General features: G+C 60.4%; 16 protein-coding genes. 9 read left to right on the top strand and 7 right to left on the bottom strand.

Annotation, left to right across the window (positions count from 1 at the left end; translation table 11 throughout):
• Nucleotide 1 precedes the first annotated feature (1 nt).
• Genes urtD through ACSKB9_RS11425 form a run of 3 tightly spaced genes read left to right on the top strand, consistent with a single transcriptional unit; the run spans nt 2 to nt 3,211 of the window.
• A complete protein-coding gene (gene urtD, locus ACSKB9_RS11435; RefSeq protein ID WP_438073210.1) occupies nt 2-751 on the top strand; it encodes an urea ABC transporter ATP-binding protein UrtD in 750 nt (249 codons plus the stop codon).
• The gene (gene urtE, locus ACSKB9_RS11430) at nt 748-1,446 is read left to right on the top strand and encodes an urea ABC transporter ATP-binding subunit UrtE (protein ID WP_438073208.1); all 699 of its coding nucleotides are present in this window, start codon (nt 748-750) and stop codon (nt 1,444-1,446) included. The genes urtD and urtE overlap by 4 nt, the downstream gene beginning before the upstream one ends.
• Before the next feature lie 22 nt (nt 1,447-1,468).
• The gene (locus tag ACSKB9_RS11425; protein WP_438073206.1) at nt 1,469-3,211 is read left to right on the top strand and encodes a nitrilase-related carbon-nitrogen hydrolase; all 1,743 of its coding nucleotides are present in this window, start codon (nt 1,469-1,471) and stop codon (nt 3,209-3,211) included.
• A gap of 310 nt (nt 3,212-3,521) precedes the next feature.
• On the opposite strand, the gene ACSKB9_RS11420 is transcribed toward ACSKB9_RS11425, so the two are convergent.
• The 4 genes from ACSKB9_RS11420 to ACSKB9_RS11405 all read right to left on the bottom strand — a co-directional run bounded on the left by ACSKB9_RS11420 (nt 3,522) and on the right by ACSKB9_RS11405 (nt 7,166).
• Nucleotides 3,522-3,818 (bottom strand): hypothetical protein, encoded by a 297-nt coding sequence (locus tag ACSKB9_RS11420; RefSeq protein WP_438073204.1) that lies wholly within the window; start codon nt 3,816-3,818, stop codon nt 3,522-3,524.
• Nucleotides 3,819-4,241: 423 nt separating this feature from the next.
• The gene (locus tag ACSKB9_RS11415; protein ID WP_438073202.1) at nt 4,242-5,240 is read right to left on the bottom strand and encodes an SIS domain-containing protein; all 999 of its coding nucleotides are present in this window, start codon (nt 5,238-5,240) and stop codon (nt 4,242-4,244) included.
• Nucleotides 5,241-5,251: 11 nt separating this feature from the next.
• Complete coding sequence (locus ACSKB9_RS11410; RefSeq protein ID WP_438073200.1) at nt 5,252-6,208, bottom strand: N-acetylmuramic acid 6-phosphate etherase; 957 nt, start codon at nt 6,206-6,208, stop codon at nt 5,252-5,254.
• Between the two features lie 19 nt (nt 6,209-6,227).
• Entirely contained in the window at nt 6,228-7,166 is a 939-nt protein-coding gene (locus ACSKB9_RS11405; protein ID WP_438073198.1) for a BadF/BadG/BcrA/BcrD ATPase family protein, read from the bottom strand.
• Between the two features lie 119 nt (nt 7,167-7,285).
• On the opposite strand from ACSKB9_RS11405, the gene nagA reads away from it, so the two are divergent.
• The 6 genes from nagA (at nt 7,286) to ACSKB9_RS11375 (ending at nt 12,949) form a co-directional block, all read left to right on the top strand.
• Entirely contained in the window at nt 7,286-8,461 is a 1,176-nt protein-coding gene (gene nagA / locus ACSKB9_RS11400; RefSeq protein ID WP_438080164.1) for an N-acetylglucosamine-6-phosphate deacetylase, read from the top strand.
• Entirely contained in the window at nt 8,462-8,623 is a 162-nt protein-coding gene (locus ACSKB9_RS11395) for a hypothetical protein (protein WP_438073196.1), read from the top strand.
• A 301-nt stretch (nt 8,624-8,924) separates the two neighbouring features.
• Nucleotides 8,925-9,350 carry a YybH family protein gene (locus ACSKB9_RS11390; RefSeq protein WP_438073194.1) on the top strand — a complete coding sequence of 142 codons (426 nt, stop codon included), beginning with the start codon at nt 8,925-8,927 and terminating at the stop codon, nt 9,348-9,350.
• Nucleotides 9,351-9,589: 239 nt separating this feature from the next.
• Entirely contained in the window at nt 9,590-10,528 is a 939-nt protein-coding gene (locus ACSKB9_RS11385) for an adenylate/guanylate cyclase domain-containing protein (RefSeq protein WP_438073193.1), read from the top strand.
• Nucleotides 10,413-11,936, top strand: a complete 1,524-nt coding sequence (locus ACSKB9_RS11380) for an AAA family ATPase (protein WP_438073191.1) — start codon at nt 10,413-10,415, stop codon at nt 11,934-11,936. Before ACSKB9_RS11385 ends, ACSKB9_RS11380 begins: the two co-directional genes overlap by 116 nt.
• Nucleotides 11,924-12,949 (top strand): hypothetical protein, encoded by a 1,026-nt coding sequence (locus tag ACSKB9_RS11375; RefSeq protein ID WP_438073189.1) that lies wholly within the window; start codon nt 11,924-11,926, stop codon nt 12,947-12,949. Before ACSKB9_RS11380 ends, ACSKB9_RS11375 begins: the two co-directional genes overlap by 13 nt.
• Before the next feature lie 68 nt (nt 12,950-13,017).
• Here the strand turns inward: ACSKB9_RS11375 and ACSKB9_RS11370 are convergent, their stop codons facing one another.
• The 3 genes from ACSKB9_RS11370 to ACSKB9_RS11360 form a co-directional block, all read right to left on the bottom strand.
• Nucleotides 13,018-14,328, bottom strand: coding sequence for a patatin-like phospholipase family protein (locus ACSKB9_RS11370; RefSeq protein ID WP_438073188.1), 1,311 nt, complete (start codon nt 14,326-14,328; stop codon nt 13,018-13,020).
• Nucleotides 14,329-15,245: 917 nt separating this feature from the next.
• Nucleotides 15,246-15,677 (bottom strand): LysR substrate-binding domain-containing protein, encoded by a 432-nt coding sequence (locus tag ACSKB9_RS11365; RefSeq protein ID WP_438073187.1) that lies wholly within the window; start codon nt 15,675-15,677, stop codon nt 15,246-15,248.
• Nucleotides 15,631-16,140: a LysR family transcriptional regulator gene (locus ACSKB9_RS11360; protein WP_438073186.1), complete on the bottom strand. Its 510-nt coding sequence runs from the start codon at nt 16,138-16,140 to the stop codon at nt 15,631-15,633. The genes ACSKB9_RS11365 and ACSKB9_RS11360 overlap by 47 nt, the downstream gene beginning before the upstream one ends.
• Nucleotides 16,141-16,304: the final 164 nt, after the last annotated feature.

The raw sequence follows: 16,304 nt of genomic DNA, 5'->3' as shown, positions 1-16,304 counted from the left end.
GATGTCGGCGGTCGCTATCACGATCGACGGACTCGGCGTGAACTTCGGTGGCTTCAAGGCGGTCGACAACGTCTCGCTGACCGTCGATGACGGGGAGCTTCGTGTTCTGCTCGGCGCGAACGGGGCCGGGAAGACCACGCTGATGGATCTGGTCAGCGGAAAGACACCGAGCACGGAAGGGCGCGTCTGGGTCTACGATACCGAGATCACAAACTGGCCTGAGCACCTGATCGCGCGTGCAGGTGTCGGCCGGAAATTTCAGATCCCGAGCGTCTTTCGCGACCTGACCGTGAAGCAGAATCTCCAGGTCGCGAGTTGCCGACGGACCAGCGTGATGGCGAACCTCGGTTTCGGCCATCCGGCGATCGCGCGCGAGAAGGTCGATCGCGCGATCGAACTGATCGGGCTCCGTGACCAGATCAATACTGCCGCGGCCGATCTCAGCCATGGCCAGACGCAATGGCTCGAGCTCGGAATCCTGATGGTTCAGAACCCAAAAGTGATGCTGCTGGACGAGCCGACAGCCGGCATGACGCAAGCGGAAACGATGCGAACCGCGGAGATCATCAACGGCATGAAGGGGCAGCACACGATGCTCGTGGTCGAGCACGATATGGGCTTCGTGCGCGAGATTGCGCAGCGGATCACCGTTCTTCATCTCGGTCGCGTTCTGGCCGAGGGCGGGATTTCGGAGATCGAAGCGAACCCGAAGGTCCGCGCGGCCTATCTCGGATCAAAGGGGTTGTCGTGACGCTCCAGCTTTCCAATATCGACAGTTTCTACGGCCGTAGCCACGTTCTCCACGGCTTGTCGCTTACCATTCCGGCGGGACAGGTGACGAGCGTCTTGGGCCGGAACGGCACCGGCAAGACGACGCTTTTGAAGACAATCATGGCGCTGACGGATCACGCCGACGGGCGGATCATCCTCAATGGCGAGGATCTGTCGGCCAGGCCGACGCATTTGAGGGCCGCCGCCGGGATCGCCTACGTGCCGCAGGGGCGCGAGATCATCGCGGACTTCACGATACGGGAAAACATCCTGATGGGCTGCTTTGCCCGCCGCGACGGCAAGCATGTGGTGCCGGACTTCATTGGGGAGCTGTTTCCCTATCTCATCGAGAACCTCGACCGGCCGGGCGGCTTGCTTTCCGGCGGGCAGCAGCAACAGCTCGCGATCGCCCGCGCGCTCGCAGCCGACCCGAAGGTGTTGCTGCTCGACGAGCCGAACGAGGGGATCCAACCGTCGATTGTCGAGGAGATCGAGCGCATCATCGTTCGCCTCAATCGCGAGATGGGGCTCACCGTCGTCCTCGTCGAGCAGAACATCGACTTCGTTCGCTTTGCGTCTCACAGCTTCGCGATGCTCGAGAAGGGGCAGATCGTGGCGTCTGGGCCGATCGCCACTCTCACCGACACGCTCGTTCACGAGCACATGGCCGTCTGACGGCATCCTCCGGAGTACATCAATGACGATACCCACGAGCTACCGCGCCGCAACGGTTCAGTTCGAGCCGACCATGTATGAGAAGGAGCGCAATATCGAGCGTCTGCTCAAGCTCTGCGCTGAGGCCGCAGCCGAGGGCGCGCGCCTGATCGTCACGCCCGAGATGGGGACGACGGGGTACTGCTGGTACGATCGCGACGAGGTCAAGCCGTTCGTCGAGACCGTGCCTGGCCCGTCGACCGACCGTTTCCAGCGGATTTGCGAGCAGCATGATTGCTACATCGTGCTCGGGATGCCCGAGGTCGATCCCGCGACCGAGCTCTACTACAATACGGCCGTCCTCATCGGACCGAACGGGATCGTCGGCCGGCATCGCAAATCGCATCCCTATATCGCCGAGCCCAAATGGGCGGCGAACGGCGACGTCGCGCATCAGGTCTTCGATACCGAGCTCGGTCGGATCGGAATGCTTGTGTGCATGGATCTGCACTTTTTCGAGACCGCACGCATCGAGGCGGTCGCGGGCGCCGACGTGATCTGCCACATCTCGAACTGGCTGCAGGAGCGCACGCCTGCGCCTTACTGGATCAATCGGGCATTCGAGAACTCATGCTACGTGATCGAGGCAAACCGTTGGGGATTGGAGCGTACGGTACAGTTCTCGGGCGGTAGCTGCATCATCGAGCCGGATGGTCGCGTCGCGGTGTCGATCGATAGCGGGGACGGCATCGCTTATGCGCAGGTCGATCTGGGCAAGTCGCGCAAGCGGGAAGTGCTCGGTGAGAAGGTGTTCGAAAAACGGCGCCCGGAGCTCTACCCGGAGCTGATGACCAACAGTTTTACCTGGAATCCGGGAGACTTTTTCAAGCTCTACGGCTACCAGCCCATTCCAAAGGGGAAGCTGTCGCAGCTCGCGGTCGTGCAGTTTTCGCCGGCAGACGATGTTGCTGCAAACCTGGCGACCATCGAGCATCGCGCCCGCGATCTTGTCGCAGCTGCCCAACCCGACATGATCGTGTTTCCTGAGTTGTCATTGACCGGGTTGACCGATCCGGCCGCGCGCGCCGAGGGAGTGGAGGGGCCCGCCGTCAAGGCGTTGACCAGGATCGCCATGAAGCTGCGAACGTATATCGTTGCCGGTCTTGCCGAGCGCGATGGCGATGGCATCTACAACGCGGCGGTCCTTGCGGGGCCCGAGGGCCTCGCCGGGAGCTATCGCAAGATCCACCTCGGCAACGCCGATATGGGATGGGCGACGGCGGGCGACAGATGGAAGGTCTTTGATCTCGCGTTGGGCCGGGTCGGCATCGCCATCGGCCACGACGCCCTCTATCCCGAGGCCATCCGCTCCCTGGCGCTTCGCGGATGCGACATCGTCGCTTGCCCGTCGGCGATCGCGGGCGTCTTCACCGGATCGCACGCGGGGACTGCCATCCCGCACAACTATCCGATCCCGAAAGGCGCCGATCCCTATCATTGGCATGCGTTCCGCACGCGCGGCGGCGAAAACAACGTCTATCTGGCGTTCGCGAACGTGTTCGATCCTCCGCGCGGCTTCCTGGGGGCGAGTGCGGTGTTTGGTCCGGACAATTTCGTCTTCCCGCGGCAGGAAACCGCGATCCTCGATCAGGAAGAGGGTGCCGTCGCCACCATCGATACGAGCAATCTCGATACGCCGTATCCGACCAATATCGTGCGACGGAAGGATCTCGTTGTGATGCGCTTGCCACATCACTACTTGCCACTTGTGACGTGGCACCAGTAGCAAAGTGGGAATGATCCTTTCGATTTCCTGCGACAGATGTCGCTTTCGCTCGACGGAAGCCCGAGGTCTGTCAACATTCCTCTGCGTAAAGCTCCGCTCGCCATGCACACTCACGTCCCAATCTCGGGCGTTAGTTGATGAAGAACTGTTGGCACTAGACGTCTCCCTAACTGATCCAGCGCCGATCGTGCGCTGTTGCGCCCGTGCTCCAGCGTGACGTCGTGACACTCGTGCTCGAAGTGGGTGCCTTGCCGAGCGGGAACGGCGTCGCGGGCCGACGCGACGCCGTCGTCTACATCGATGGCCGTGGCTAGAACTTAACCGTAACGCCGCCGTAAACGGTCGATTCAGGGCAGGTGTTGGTGCTCTGGCCTGTAGCGGCGATCGTGCAAACGCCGGGTGCGGCGTTATGGTCGAGGCCGAACTTGTTCTGCCAGTAGCGATAGGCGACCCATTTGCGGATCCGGCTAGTTTTTCCAAATGCCCATTGGAATCGCTGAATATTCGAGCGGATTTTGATTCCGCAATTCTGAATTTGCTCAAGCTGCGCGTTGGTACTGAGAATCCAGGAGCTTACGGTAGCTTCGATTGCTCGCTTGGAAGCCAAGCATTTTCAGAAGCATCGCTCTGCCGGCAACCATGAGCTGACCTTGCATTTCGGCAGCGCAAAGAGCCACGATTTCGCTGTCTCTTGATCAGCGGCTTCTTCGAGGTGTGCCCGACTGGCGAGCGACAAAAGACGCCCGCTTCGCTCACCGTCTACCCAAACGATCTGTCTCACACCGTCGGATAATTGTTGCGCTGGAGCCTGCGCGCGAACGAAAAGTGCACGTATCTGGTGCGGTTTCTGGTGCGGTCGTCGCGCTACGGGCAACGAGAACCGAGTAAGATATTGATCCGCTTGGTGGGCCCGGCAGGACTCGAACCTGCAACCAGACCGTTATGAGCGGGAGAATAGCGATCAGCCTCGTCGCCTTTGCCGCGCATTCGGTCGCTTCTGCTCGCGTTTTGGTCGCCAGCCAGCGATCAGTCAAAACGTCTCGGTAATCTTGCTCAGGCGAGGGGGACGATCCGGGTCAAATCCGCGCGCGCATGCCGCCTGCTCGATCATCCGGTAGGCCGGAACGAGCATGGTGATCGGGTCGGTGGCGGGGTCATCCTCGACCAACCAAGGCAGCGAGCCATGCGGTCCGCCGCAGAGATGCAGCGCGATCTTTTGCTCACGCAATTCCTCTGCCAGTGCGTCCACCGTGGCCGCCGTTTCATCCATGAGGCGCATCATGACAACTGGCGTGCGCGATGATAGCGCGGCACGTGGCCCATGCTGCAGCTCGGCGGCGCTCAGTCCGATCGAGGGCAGGCGCATGATTTCCGAAAGCTTGAGCGCGATCTCCTTCGCCGAGCCCAGGCCCAGGCCCCGAGCCGCCACAAACACAGCTGATGCCTTGACGAGATCATCGGCAATCTCCGACCAGTCGAGCACCAGCGCGCGGTGCAGGCGCTCGGGCAGCCGGTCGAGGGCTGACCGCAGCGCACGATCTTGCGCCAGCTCGGCAACCAGTCCGGCACTGGCGGCCATCGAGCCGATCACGGTTTTCGTGGCCGCTACGGAGTATTCTTGGCCGGCTTCGATCGGAACGACGAATTCCGCTTCGTCAGCCACCGGCGACGACGTCGCATTGACGATGGCAATCGTGCGTGCGCCCGAGGCTCGTGCCGACCTGGTCGCTGCGACGAGATCCGGGCTGCGCCCCGATTGCGAGATTACGATGAACAGCGCATCGCGGAGCATCAAAGGTGTGCGAAATGCCGTGATCACCGAGGGAGCACTTGCTGAAACGGGAAGACGAAGCCGCGTCTCGACAAGATATCTCAAGAAAACCCCGGCATGCCCGGAGCTTCCCCGACCACACACGACGCACAAAGGGGCGGAGTCAATCCCAATCCGCTGTGCGATGTCGCGCAAGGCGGGTCGGCTGCGAACAATGTTAGCGACAACATCCGCGCGTTCCCCGATTTCGCTCGCCATCGCGGATGTCGTCACGGCTCAACCACTCCGCCTCGGCCGCGTCCCGCCGCTCCCTTTGGGAGTCGGTCACGATGCGAGTCACAATTCTTGGCAAGCTCGACAAACACTTGCCGAAGATTGCCGTCACAGTTCTCCAGAACGGTCTTCGCATCAACCCTGTCGACACCGAGCGCCAGAAGGACTGCAATCTTGATGTCTCCCTCGGCCTGCTCGAGCGAGCGTGCCGCGTGCGACGGATCACAGCGCGCGATTTGCGCCACCATGGCCTCGGCGCGCCGCTTCAGCTTGGCATTGGTCGGCGGCATGTTCACCATCATGCCGCGATATACCCGGCCAAGGCGCAGCATGATCCCCGAGGAGATCAGGTTGAGCACGACCTTCTGCGCGGTGCCCGCCTTCATCCGCGTGGAGCCGGCGATCAGCTCTCGGCCGGTCTCGACCAGGATCGGAAACTTTGCCAATGCCAGCAGTGCGGTGCCGGGATTGTTGGCGACACCAATCGTTACTGCATCGAAAGACCCTGCCTGCTGCAGCGCCGCGACCGTGAACGGCGTTGTGCCGCTGGCGGCTACCGCAATCACCACGTCGTGCGGCGTGAGTCGTGCGGCGCTGATCTGCGTGACTGCATCATCGACATCGTCCTCCGCGCCCTCGATGCTGGTGACGAACGCGCTGTCACCGCCGGCAACGACGAAGCGGACGCGCTCGCGGGGCCAAGCGAAGGTCGGCGTCAGCTCGGCGCCGTCCTGGACCGCCACGCGGCCTGACGTGCCAGCGCCGACATATACAATGCGTCCGCGGTCGCCCAGCACCGTCTTGGCCGCTTCGGCTGCCGCGGTGATCGCGGGAAGGGCATGGCCGATCGCGGCGACCGCCGCAAGCTGGCCCTCCCACATCGCTTCCATCGCTGACGTCAGCGACCATGCATCAAGGTCGGTAAATCTGGGATCGACTTCTTCGGTGGCCATATCGGTGATCCAAGCACCATCAAACGCGGAACCACGAAGCCTGTTCATGGTCAGTTTCTCTCTTGGGCGGGTCCAGCTTGCGCAGGTCGAGCCGCCCTCGGGCCACAAGCAGTGCGCCGGCCGCTGCGTCGGCGTCAGGACGCCTCAAGCGGGCGCGCAGGTCAGGGGTTAGCCAGGGCGTAATCGCATCCGCGAGCCCGCCCACCAGCGCGAGCCGGTCAATTCCTTTAGCCAGGAACAGATCAAGCAGATCGCCAATGGCATCGGCCGCGCGTTCGACAATGCGGCGGCCGACCGGATCGCCCTGATTGGCATGCCGCATCACGGTCGGCGCGAACGCGGCGTAGTCGGTGGCCCGAGCTTCTTCAGACCACGCCACGGCCTGATAAGGATCTTGATCGAATGCGCCCAGCACCTCTGCAAGCAATGGTGTCAGCTCGCCGCGGCGATCCGCGGCCCGCAGCGCCAATCGAACGACCTGCAGGCCAATGTCGGCGCCGCTGCCTTCGTCCGAGACTGGGAAGCCGTAACCGGCGATGCGGATCTCGCTGCCGCCAATCAGGCCGACACCCACCGAGCCCGTGCCGGCCACCACGATGGCCCCGTCCGCGCCGCTATGGGCGCCGAGACAGGCAGCTAGGCCATCGCTGATGAAGATAACGGACGCAAAGGGATGCGGGATCTCTTTGAGCGCCGCTTCCGCGCCCCGGCGACCAATGCCGGCGAGGCCAATTCCGGCGTGCATCCGCGCGAAATCCTCGCGCGTCAGTTCGGACTGTGCGGCCGCCGCTTCGGTGGCCTCCATGATGGACCGCCAGGCCCTGTCGAAGCCAATCCGGGTCGTGGCAGGCCCCGAGCTCGCTTCACCGAGTACCCTGCCGTTTTCGTCCTCGATCCGGGCGCGGCAGCGGGTTCCGCCCCCATCGATGCCGAGATAGGTGGTACCTTTTGTTTCCATGAGAAGTTAACGCAAGGATTTAGCTCCGGGTCCCTGAAGCCCGTTGTGTACATATAGGGACCTGTACAGCACGGGACTTGCCTCACGAGTCCGTGATTGCCATTCTCGGATCAGCACTTATGGGCCAAGCTGGGTCTTCCGTGGTTTTCTCGATTGCTGCGCAGCACATCTTTGACGGTGCCGACATGCGCGGGCCGGGGTTGGTCAGGATATCGCAGGGGCGGATCGAAGGCATTACCGAGGAAGCGCGCGCCTCGATCCACCTTCCCCGAGATGCGATACTTGCACCCGGATTCGTCGATGTTCAGGTGAACGGAGGCGGCGGCGTTCTTCTCAACGACCAGCCAACGGAGGCCGGCGTTCGCCGCATCGTCGAGGCTCACCGCAAGGCCGGCACCACGGGCTGTTTGCCAACCCTCATCACCGATCGAAGCGAGGTCATCGAACGATTGGCTGTAGCAGCTCAGGCGTGCCTCGAAATTCCTGGCGTGCTCGGCTTTCATCTGGAAGGTCCGGCCCTCAACAGGTCTCGCAAGGGCATTCATCCGGAAGCCGAGATACGCGTGCCCGATCGGCGCGATCTCGCCGCCATCAAAAGCTTCGGGGACCGCGGTCGCTCCATGGTGACCTTGGCCCCGGAATGCGTGCCCGCGTCCATGATCGATGAATTGATCGGCGCCGGATTGCGTATCGCGGCCGGCCACAGCGACGCCACCGCAGCCGAAATCGGGCAGGCGGTTGATCGCGGTGTCTCGGGGGTGACCCATCTGTTCAATGCCATGTCGCAGTTGAACGCCCGAGAGCCGGGCTTGGTGGGCGCCGCGCTGGGAGATGACCGGTTGTTTGCAGGGATCATCTGCGACGGCATCCACGTTGACCGCGCCGGCTTGCGTGTTGCCTTGCGCTGCAAGGGACGCGATCGATTGATGCTGGTTACCGATGCCATGCCATTGGCGGGCACGAGCGACCGGAAATTCCTGCTACAGGGAAGGGAGATCACGTTGCATGACAATCGCCTGACTGACCGGGATGGCACGCTCGCGGGCGCTCACCTCACCATGATCGAGGCGGTGCGCAACGCTGTTGCGCTTATCGGAATCTCCCTTGTCGATGCTCTTATCATGGCTTCCCGGACGCCCGCGGCATTTCTAGGCCTTGGGTCCGAGCTTGGACGGATCGCGCCCGGATACCGCGCGGATCTTGTCGCCTTTAATCCGAACTTTGAGGTCATTGGTACATGGATAGGCGGTGTTGGTTCGATGGGCGAGGCGAACAAGGCTTCCGAGCGAGGTTAGATGCGCAACCAGCCCATCGTCGTGCAGAAATATGGTGGTGCCTGCCTTGAAACACCGGCGAAGATTCGCGCGGTTGCGCGCAGTCTCGCCGACCTGCACGGCAGTGCGAAAGGCACCTCTGACCGGGAAAAATGCGCCTTGTTCCTTCATCCTTCCAAGTAAGCTGTTGCAATCGCAGCAAATGCGAACGCCCTCCGAGCGCACCATAATTCCAGAGCGGGGATACGACGTCGCTATTGGCTTCACACTGGCCGAGCATCCGGCTTGAGAATTGGTGAGAAATTGCGCGAAGTCACTTGCTACCATAAGGCGCGCGTTGCGCTGGTTAGTCAATGTTGCTGACGGTAATTCCCCGGAATTGCTGGCGCGCCAAACCCGGTCTGGGATACCTCATTCAACGCATCCGGTTCTTGTCAAGTCAACGTCCGCCCTGCATTCGCATCGAACATATTTGGAGATGATCATGCGTAGCATAGCCTTGATGATTGCATTCGTGATCTCGTTTACCGCACCGGCGTTAGCTCAAAAAGCCGAGATCGAGGCCATCAATGCGAAATGGATTGAATTGTTCAACAAGGGCGACTTCTCGGGAGTTGCGTCACTCTACAGCACGGATGCGACCGCATTCCCGCCAGGTACCGCGATGGTTCACGGCCGATCAGCCATCGAGGCAATGTGGAAAAGCATGGCGGAACAAGTTGGCGATCCGAAGCTCGCAACCCTTGACGTTAAGCCCCTTGGCCCATCCGCGGCGCGCGAGATTGGGACGTTCGCCCTCAAGACCAAGGGACCGACACCGAAGGATGTGACTGGAAAGTATGTCGTGGTTTGGGAGAAGGTCGGCGATGATTGGAAGCTGACCACCGACATCTGGAACGACGGCAACTAGGCATCTCTGTTCATAGCTGTGCTTCGCGCCAAACGCGGCTTTACGTTGAGTTGCCTATTGCACGGTCGAAGGCGCGCGCGATCGGGGCCCCATGGCATCGCTTGGCAGCGCCCAGCTTTCGCCGGAGCCAATGTGTTAAACTGGCTGAGATGTCTCGCGATCGGTGCTTCCATTTGCAGATGTGCCTTCGCAGGTCTCTGCAATGTGCTACCCTTATCCCTATTGGCCATAGGTATACCATGACAGGTATTGCAGAGTGGCTGGCATCGATCGGTTTGGGAGAGTACGCCGATCGTTTCGCAGAGAACGCTATCGACCTCTCGGTCGTCGGTGATCTCACGGAGCAGGACCTCAAGGACCTCGGCGTCCTGCTTGGGCACCGGCGCAAGATGCTGCGCGCGATTGCGGCACTTGAGGATGATGTCGCTGCATCGGACCAAGCGGCTGCCAAACCAGCGCCGCGAGACGGCGCCGAGCGGCGCCAAATCACGGTCATGTTTTGCGATCTGGTGGGCTCGTCCGCACTTTCGGCCCGGCTGGACCCGGAGGACTTGCGCTCGATAATCGGCGACTATCACGCCTGCATCGCTGAGGTTATCGCCCGGAGTGAGGGCGTTATCGCGCGCTACATGGGGGATGGCGTGCTTGCCTATTTCGGCTACCCTCTGGCGCACGAGGACGATGCCGAGCAGGCGACACGCGCGGGGCTGTCACTAGTCGATGCCGTGGCCAATCTTCAGACAGATATCGGCACCAAGCTGCAGGTTCGCGTTGGCATCGCTACCGGCATGGTCGTCGTGGGCGATCTGATCGGCGAAGGCGCCGCCAAGGAGCAGGCGGTGATCGGTGAGACACCGAATCTGGCTGCTCGTCTGCAGCAGTTCGCCGAGCCCGGTACGGTGCTGATCTCCGAGAGTACGCGCCAGCTCACCGAAGGATATTTCGAATACTGCGATCTTGGCTCGATCGCGCTGAAAGGATGGGCGGAGCCAATACCTGCCTGGCAGGTGCTCGGGACGACTGGAGTCGAAAGCCGCTTTGAGGCTCAGCACAGGAACTCGATTGACGCCCTTGATCGGGCGAGACGAGGAGATCGAGCTGCTGTTACGGCGCTGGCAGCACGCCTCTTCGGGCGAAGGTTGCGTAGTGGTTCTAACTGGAGAGCCAGGTATCGGTAAGTCGCACATCGCGCTGGCGCTTCAAGAACGGCTCCAAGCCGAACCACACATTACGGTCCGCCATTTCTGCTCGGCGCACCATACCAACAGTGCGTTGTATCCGTTCATCGACAATCTCGAACGTGCTGCCCGTTTCGAAAGAGGTGAAGCGCCGACGGAGAAGTTTGCCAAGCTTGAAGCTCTGCTGTTGCGGTCTGGCGCCGACGCAGATCGTGTGGTGCCGGCTCTAGCAAACCTTCTGTCGCTACCGGTCAGTGACCGCTACCAGCTGCCCGAGCTCAGTCCACAGAAACGCAAGGAGATGACGTTGGCGGCATTCTCGGCTCAGCTCGAAGCGTTGGCGGCGCGGCAGCCAGTGTTCATCATCTTTGAGGATGCCCATTGGTCGGACCCGACTTCGATGGAGCTGCTCACGATTACACTGGAAAAGGTACCACAACTCCGAGTGCTGCTGCTCATCACCGCGAGACCAGAGTTCACGCCGCCCTGGCCTGGTCATGCACATGTGACGACCGTCTCGCTTACACGTCTGAACCGGCGCAACGGGGCGGCCTTGATCGAGCGCGTCACGGCAGGCAAGACGCTCCCGGAGGAGGTCTTGGACCAAATCCTCGCTCGCACCGACGGCGTGCCCCTGTTCGTCGAGGAACTGACCAAGGCGGTGCTCGAAACCGGCTTGCTGCAGGAGCGAGACGACCATTACGTGGTCAGCGGTCCGCTACCCTCGTTGGCGATTCCAACGACATTGAACGCATCGCTGATGGCTAGGCTCGACCGATTGGCCCCCGTGAAGGAAGTTGCTCAGATCGGCGCCGTTGTGGGGCGCGAGTTCTCGTACGAACTGCTGAGCGTGGTCGCCAAGCTGCCAAGGCAACGGCTTGAGGAGGCGCTTGCCCAGTTGGTTCAGGCGGAGTTGATATTCTGCCGAGGCGAGATACCCCGGGCGGTCTACACCTTCAAGCATGCGCTCGTGCGGGACGCTGCCGAAGCGGGACTTCTGAAGAGCCGACGTGCAGCGCTGCATGCCGCCGTCGCCAACGCTTTCGAGCAACAATTCCCGGAAATTGTGGAGTCTCAACCCGAGACTCTCGCACTCCACCTTACCGAGGCGGGATTGTTCGAAAAGGCGGGAGAATATTGGCTCCAGGCAGGCAAGAAAGCGGCCATGCGCTCCGCCAACCTCGAAGCAATCGCACACTTGCGCAAAGGCATTGAGGTCTCGGCCCATTTGGCCGACGGTGCACTTAAGGACCGGCTGGAGCTTGATTTCCAGTACGCGCTCGGGCCCTGCCTCATTGCCACCCAGGGGCCGGCCTCGCCCCAGGCGGTGGCGACCTTTGCGCGAGCGCGCGAGCTGTGCCAGCGGCTCGGAGATCCCCCGAGCGACTACAAATCATGTTTTGGTTGACCACCGCGAGCGTCATTCGTGGCGAGTTGCCGGTCGCCGAGGAAATGATCTCGGTGTTGCTCGATCTTGCGGAGGGTCGGGGCGATCGACCAACGTTGCTCAACGCGATGCGTGGGCAAGGGATGATACGCCTTTTCATGGGAAATCTCGTAGGTGCCCAGGAGGTGATCGAACGGGCCTTCGAAGCGTTCGAAGCGAGCAGCGAGCATGACAGATTGGCGGCGCGTGCTGCCGGCCAGGATGCGGGTGTGGCCGACCTGGCTCTGATGTCATGGGCGCTCTGGCTGCAGGGCCGTGCTGATACGGCACTCGCGCGTGTAAATGCCGCCCTTCAGCGTGCCGACGTCATCAGTCATCCGCATTCGCAGGCCTATGGATGCTACTATGCATCCATTCTCCACGCTCTTCGGGGTGACTTCCGAAAGGCACACCGTTATGCCGATCGTTGTCTCGCCTTGTCGGAAGAACTCGGATTCCGGCAGTGGCGAGGATTGGCTCGCGCCATCCGGGGGATAAGCGCCACCTTCCTTGATCCTTCGTCCGCCGCGCTCGAGGAAATCCGTACGGCGATGAACGAATATCGCGGCGCGGGCTATCAGCTTGGCATCACAGCACTGTATGTGCTCCTGAGTGCCGCTTTGTTGTCGAGCCATCAAAGCGAAGCCGCGCTCGAACTGATTGAGCAGGGTCTCGCTACAACCGGCCGCAATAGCGAACGGATATTTGAGGCCGAGCTGTATCGATTGAAAGCGCGCGTATTGCTCGTCCGCGATGCACCGGAGGCCAGCACCGATGCACGATCACTGCTCGATCACGCATTGACAACTGCGAAAAGTCAGCGCGCCAAGGCCCTTGAACTTCGAGTAGCAGTTGACCTCGCCAACTTGTGGATCGATCAGGGCAGAACCAGCGAAGCGCTCGACCAGCTCGTGCCCATCTACGGCTGGTTCGTCGAGGGTCTTGAAACGCAGGATCTGAAGCAGGCAAAGGCATTACTCGACCGACTGCAGTAATTGCGCCTCGACTGCGGATATTGGAGCTTGGCTCAGCAGGTCGGCCTCAAGGCTGCTTTACCTTGCCGTTACGCAGCCCGCCTTCGACATTCGTGATATGCCTCCTTAACCTCTCGCCATCCCGCCTCATCGCTTTCCGCAGGATTCTCATTTATGAAATGTGGCCCGTCATGCGGCGGACGTTTTCCGTGTTCGTCGTATGCCTTGATTGCTTGTTCAGCAGCGATCCTTCCCAACTTTCTCCCGCTGTCCAGGTTGCTGTGGTTCCATTTGAAACTGATGTGCCCCGGCACATGAATCTCGACGATTGTGCCCTTCCACGGATGCTCCCCGGATTTTGGCTTGTCGTACCGCACGTGGTATTTGAAGAGCTTGACATCATCTTCGCCAACGGTCGCTGCGAACAATTGGCAGAGATTGGCCAGGGCATCGTGAAGGTTTTCCGGTTTGCGGACTTGCTTTGAATCGACGATCCTGCTCACCCATATCTCGTCCAGCTCATCGCCCGGCTTATGATGCTCCTGGAGCAAGCTCTCGAAGTTGACCGTATCGACCAGCGCTCCTTCGCAGTAGGTAACTCCGTCGATCTCTACGGTTTCTTCCACGAAGGGAAGGGCTGAACACGCACATAAGCTGGATGCGCTGATAGGCACTTTGTACTCTTTCCCGTCGACCTTCTTGTTCTCATCGACCTTCTTGGGCATTGGGCGGTTGGAAAACAACGCGAGTTTATGCTCATCGAGATTCCAGGCGTTGTGGAATATGAATGGCTTTTCGGGTCTTCCCAGCGCGTCGAAATTTATGCTCTTCATAAACTGGCTGTGTGGATAGTTAATCCTGGAGAGGCCGGTGACTTGGGACAGATACATCATTGACGTTAGGTAACGAACGAAAGGATTTGGTGCCAGCACCTGATTAAGAACCCATCTGTTTACGTCTCCCTCATCCGGGCTCGTGAACTTCTTCCCGCCGTCCGTGTCGGGCTGTTGAGCGAACCAGAGCGACATGGATTCCCTGAAGGCATTCGCGACCCTGTTTGGGTCCCACAAATCCTTATAGGTATTGGGATCTGCGACGAAGTTGGTCAGAGCCTTGCCGATGCTTTCCCAATCCGGGCCGAACACCGTGTTTATGGGAAAGCGCCTATAGCTTTCGTCGTCTCGAAACACGCCATTCTTGAAGAATTGATGGGTCTGTTTCGCCCTGTCTTTATTGTCAACGTTGTCAAACTGATTGTAGACGATCCCAACCCAGGCGCCGATGCAGGACAATGCCCACACGTCAAAGGTTATACCTGCGTTGGCAAGAGCTTCCAGAACTCCAATGTGCAGCCCTGCCGCCGGACCACCACCGCCGAGCGTAATCGCCCTCTTCACCATTGGTTCCTCCATCAAATTTTTTGCATGGCTTATTCTCTGATCAAGTTTCTGAACCGCGTAAAAGTAAAAGACTGGTCGTTTGCTGGGTCCGCGGGCTTTCGGCCGCACCGAATGCCGTTGAATCCAACTCGACAACTCATTGATCGCAGCGTTGCGAAACACGATACGTGCGACGGAACGGTGGACGTCGAGGTTCGGCGCCTTCTCGAGCCCGCTGATCGCGCTGGGCGCACGCCGGCCAAGAGCTCGAGCAAGCGTATCGCGGTCTGGCCCGCCCATTTGTGAACCAATTCACGGAAGATATTTATCGCTGATGTTAGTAGGGGAGATGTTGTCCAATTGTGGCTTCCGCTTCTGGCCCATCGCGACATATTGCGCTGCCGCACGAACTTGGTCGCTATAGGAGCAAAGCGGACGTAGTCACCAGTCACATGAGGCCGTCGGATCTATAGGCCACTCTATACGATGGGCAGGCCGAATGCGCCGCGTGGCAGGCTCAATCTCTTCAGACAGACGGGTCTTCTTTGGCCCAGGGGCCGCGCGGAGGATAAAGCACGTCCAGCCTGTCGCAGACCTTGGCCAGACTGTTCCCGGTGATTCCGAATTCCTCGGCCGGCCGGATCCATTCACCAAGCCATTGATGTAGAAGCAATAAAACATCAGCGCCAAGGCGTGGCGAGATCCCCCTAACCTTCGCGGACCAGCCGCCTTCGCTTCTGGCAGATGCCCAGCTCGATACGAGTATAGGCCTGACGAACAAAATAAGCCGAGATTTCGAGAGGAAATCCCTGCCTAGCTAGAGCAACGTGACACCTGAAGTGCGTCGCCAAGGCAAATGGCGATCCAAGCGCCGTCGGCGAGCTCGCAGCGATGCTGATTTGACAATGGCAGAACAAGATCTTGCCGATGGAGAAACGTCAATTCTGTGTCCTGGTTTCGGACAGCAGCCAGTCGCGGAATGCAGCAATCTCCGGCCTGCCAACGTCGGTTTCGCGGCCGACGAGGTGGTAACTGTCGGCGGTTCGTGCCACCAGCGGATGGATCGCCAATAGTCGCCCCGCTTTGAGATCGTCCTGGACCAGTTCCAGATGCGCCACCGCGATGCCGAGCCCGTCGATCGCCGCTTGATAGGCTAGCGAGGAATTGCCGAACGACAGTCCTTCGCGAAAGCTCCCGGGTGTGACGTCCGCCGCCTCAAACCAGATCCGCCAATCGTGCGGGCGCTTCATTGAATGAAGTAACGTACGGTCGAGCAGCTCGCGTGAATCGTGCACGGGTGGATGCTTGTTGAATTCGGCGGGGCTACAAACCGGCAGCAGCTCGATCGGAAACAGCGTGTCGTAACGCACGCCGGGCTTTGGAAGGGCGGGAGTTCTGGATGGTGAAGTCCACCTCGCCAGCGCTCACATCGACGAGATCGTTGGCGATCGTTACCTGCACATTGATGCTTGGGTAAAGGGTATGGAAGCGCGCGAGCCGCTTGACCAGCCATTTCATCGCCACCGTGGGAAACAGCCGTATCCGCACCACGCGATTCTGCTTGTCCCGGCGGCTGACCTGGGTCGCGAGTTCGATGCGATCAAAGGCTTCGGCAATGGCCTGCGCGTACTGTTCGCCCTGCGTCGTCAGCTTGACGTCGCGTTGATTACGGACGAACAGGCGCAGGCCAAGGAAGGCTTCGAGTTGGGCGATATGCCGGCTGACGGCGCCCTGCGAGACGTTGAGTATTTTGGCGGCGTGGGTGAAGTTCTCGGAGCGGGAGGCGACCTCGAAGACGCGAAGTGCATTCAGCGGGGGCAATTTTCGGGCCATTAGCGCCTCCCACTGAGGGCTGATCGCGTCCGCGCCGCATTCTCTGTGTTGCTCTGAAGATAAGTCATCGTCGTGATGAGTAAATTAGCATACTCGGCCCAAAGCATTCCGCTTATTTTGTCCGCATAAGCGGCGCTGAACGCCGCTACTTGCGGGAGAAACGC

The organism is Bradyrhizobium sp. BR 1433, assembly GCF_051547665.1.
In the GTDB taxonomy this organism is placed as follows: domain Bacteria; phylum Pseudomonadota; class Alphaproteobacteria; order Rhizobiales; family Xanthobacteraceae; genus Bradyrhizobium; species Bradyrhizobium australafricanum.
The sequence above is the reverse complement of the archived record's forward strand: the minus strand, read 5'-3'. Positions and strand labels throughout refer to the sequence as shown.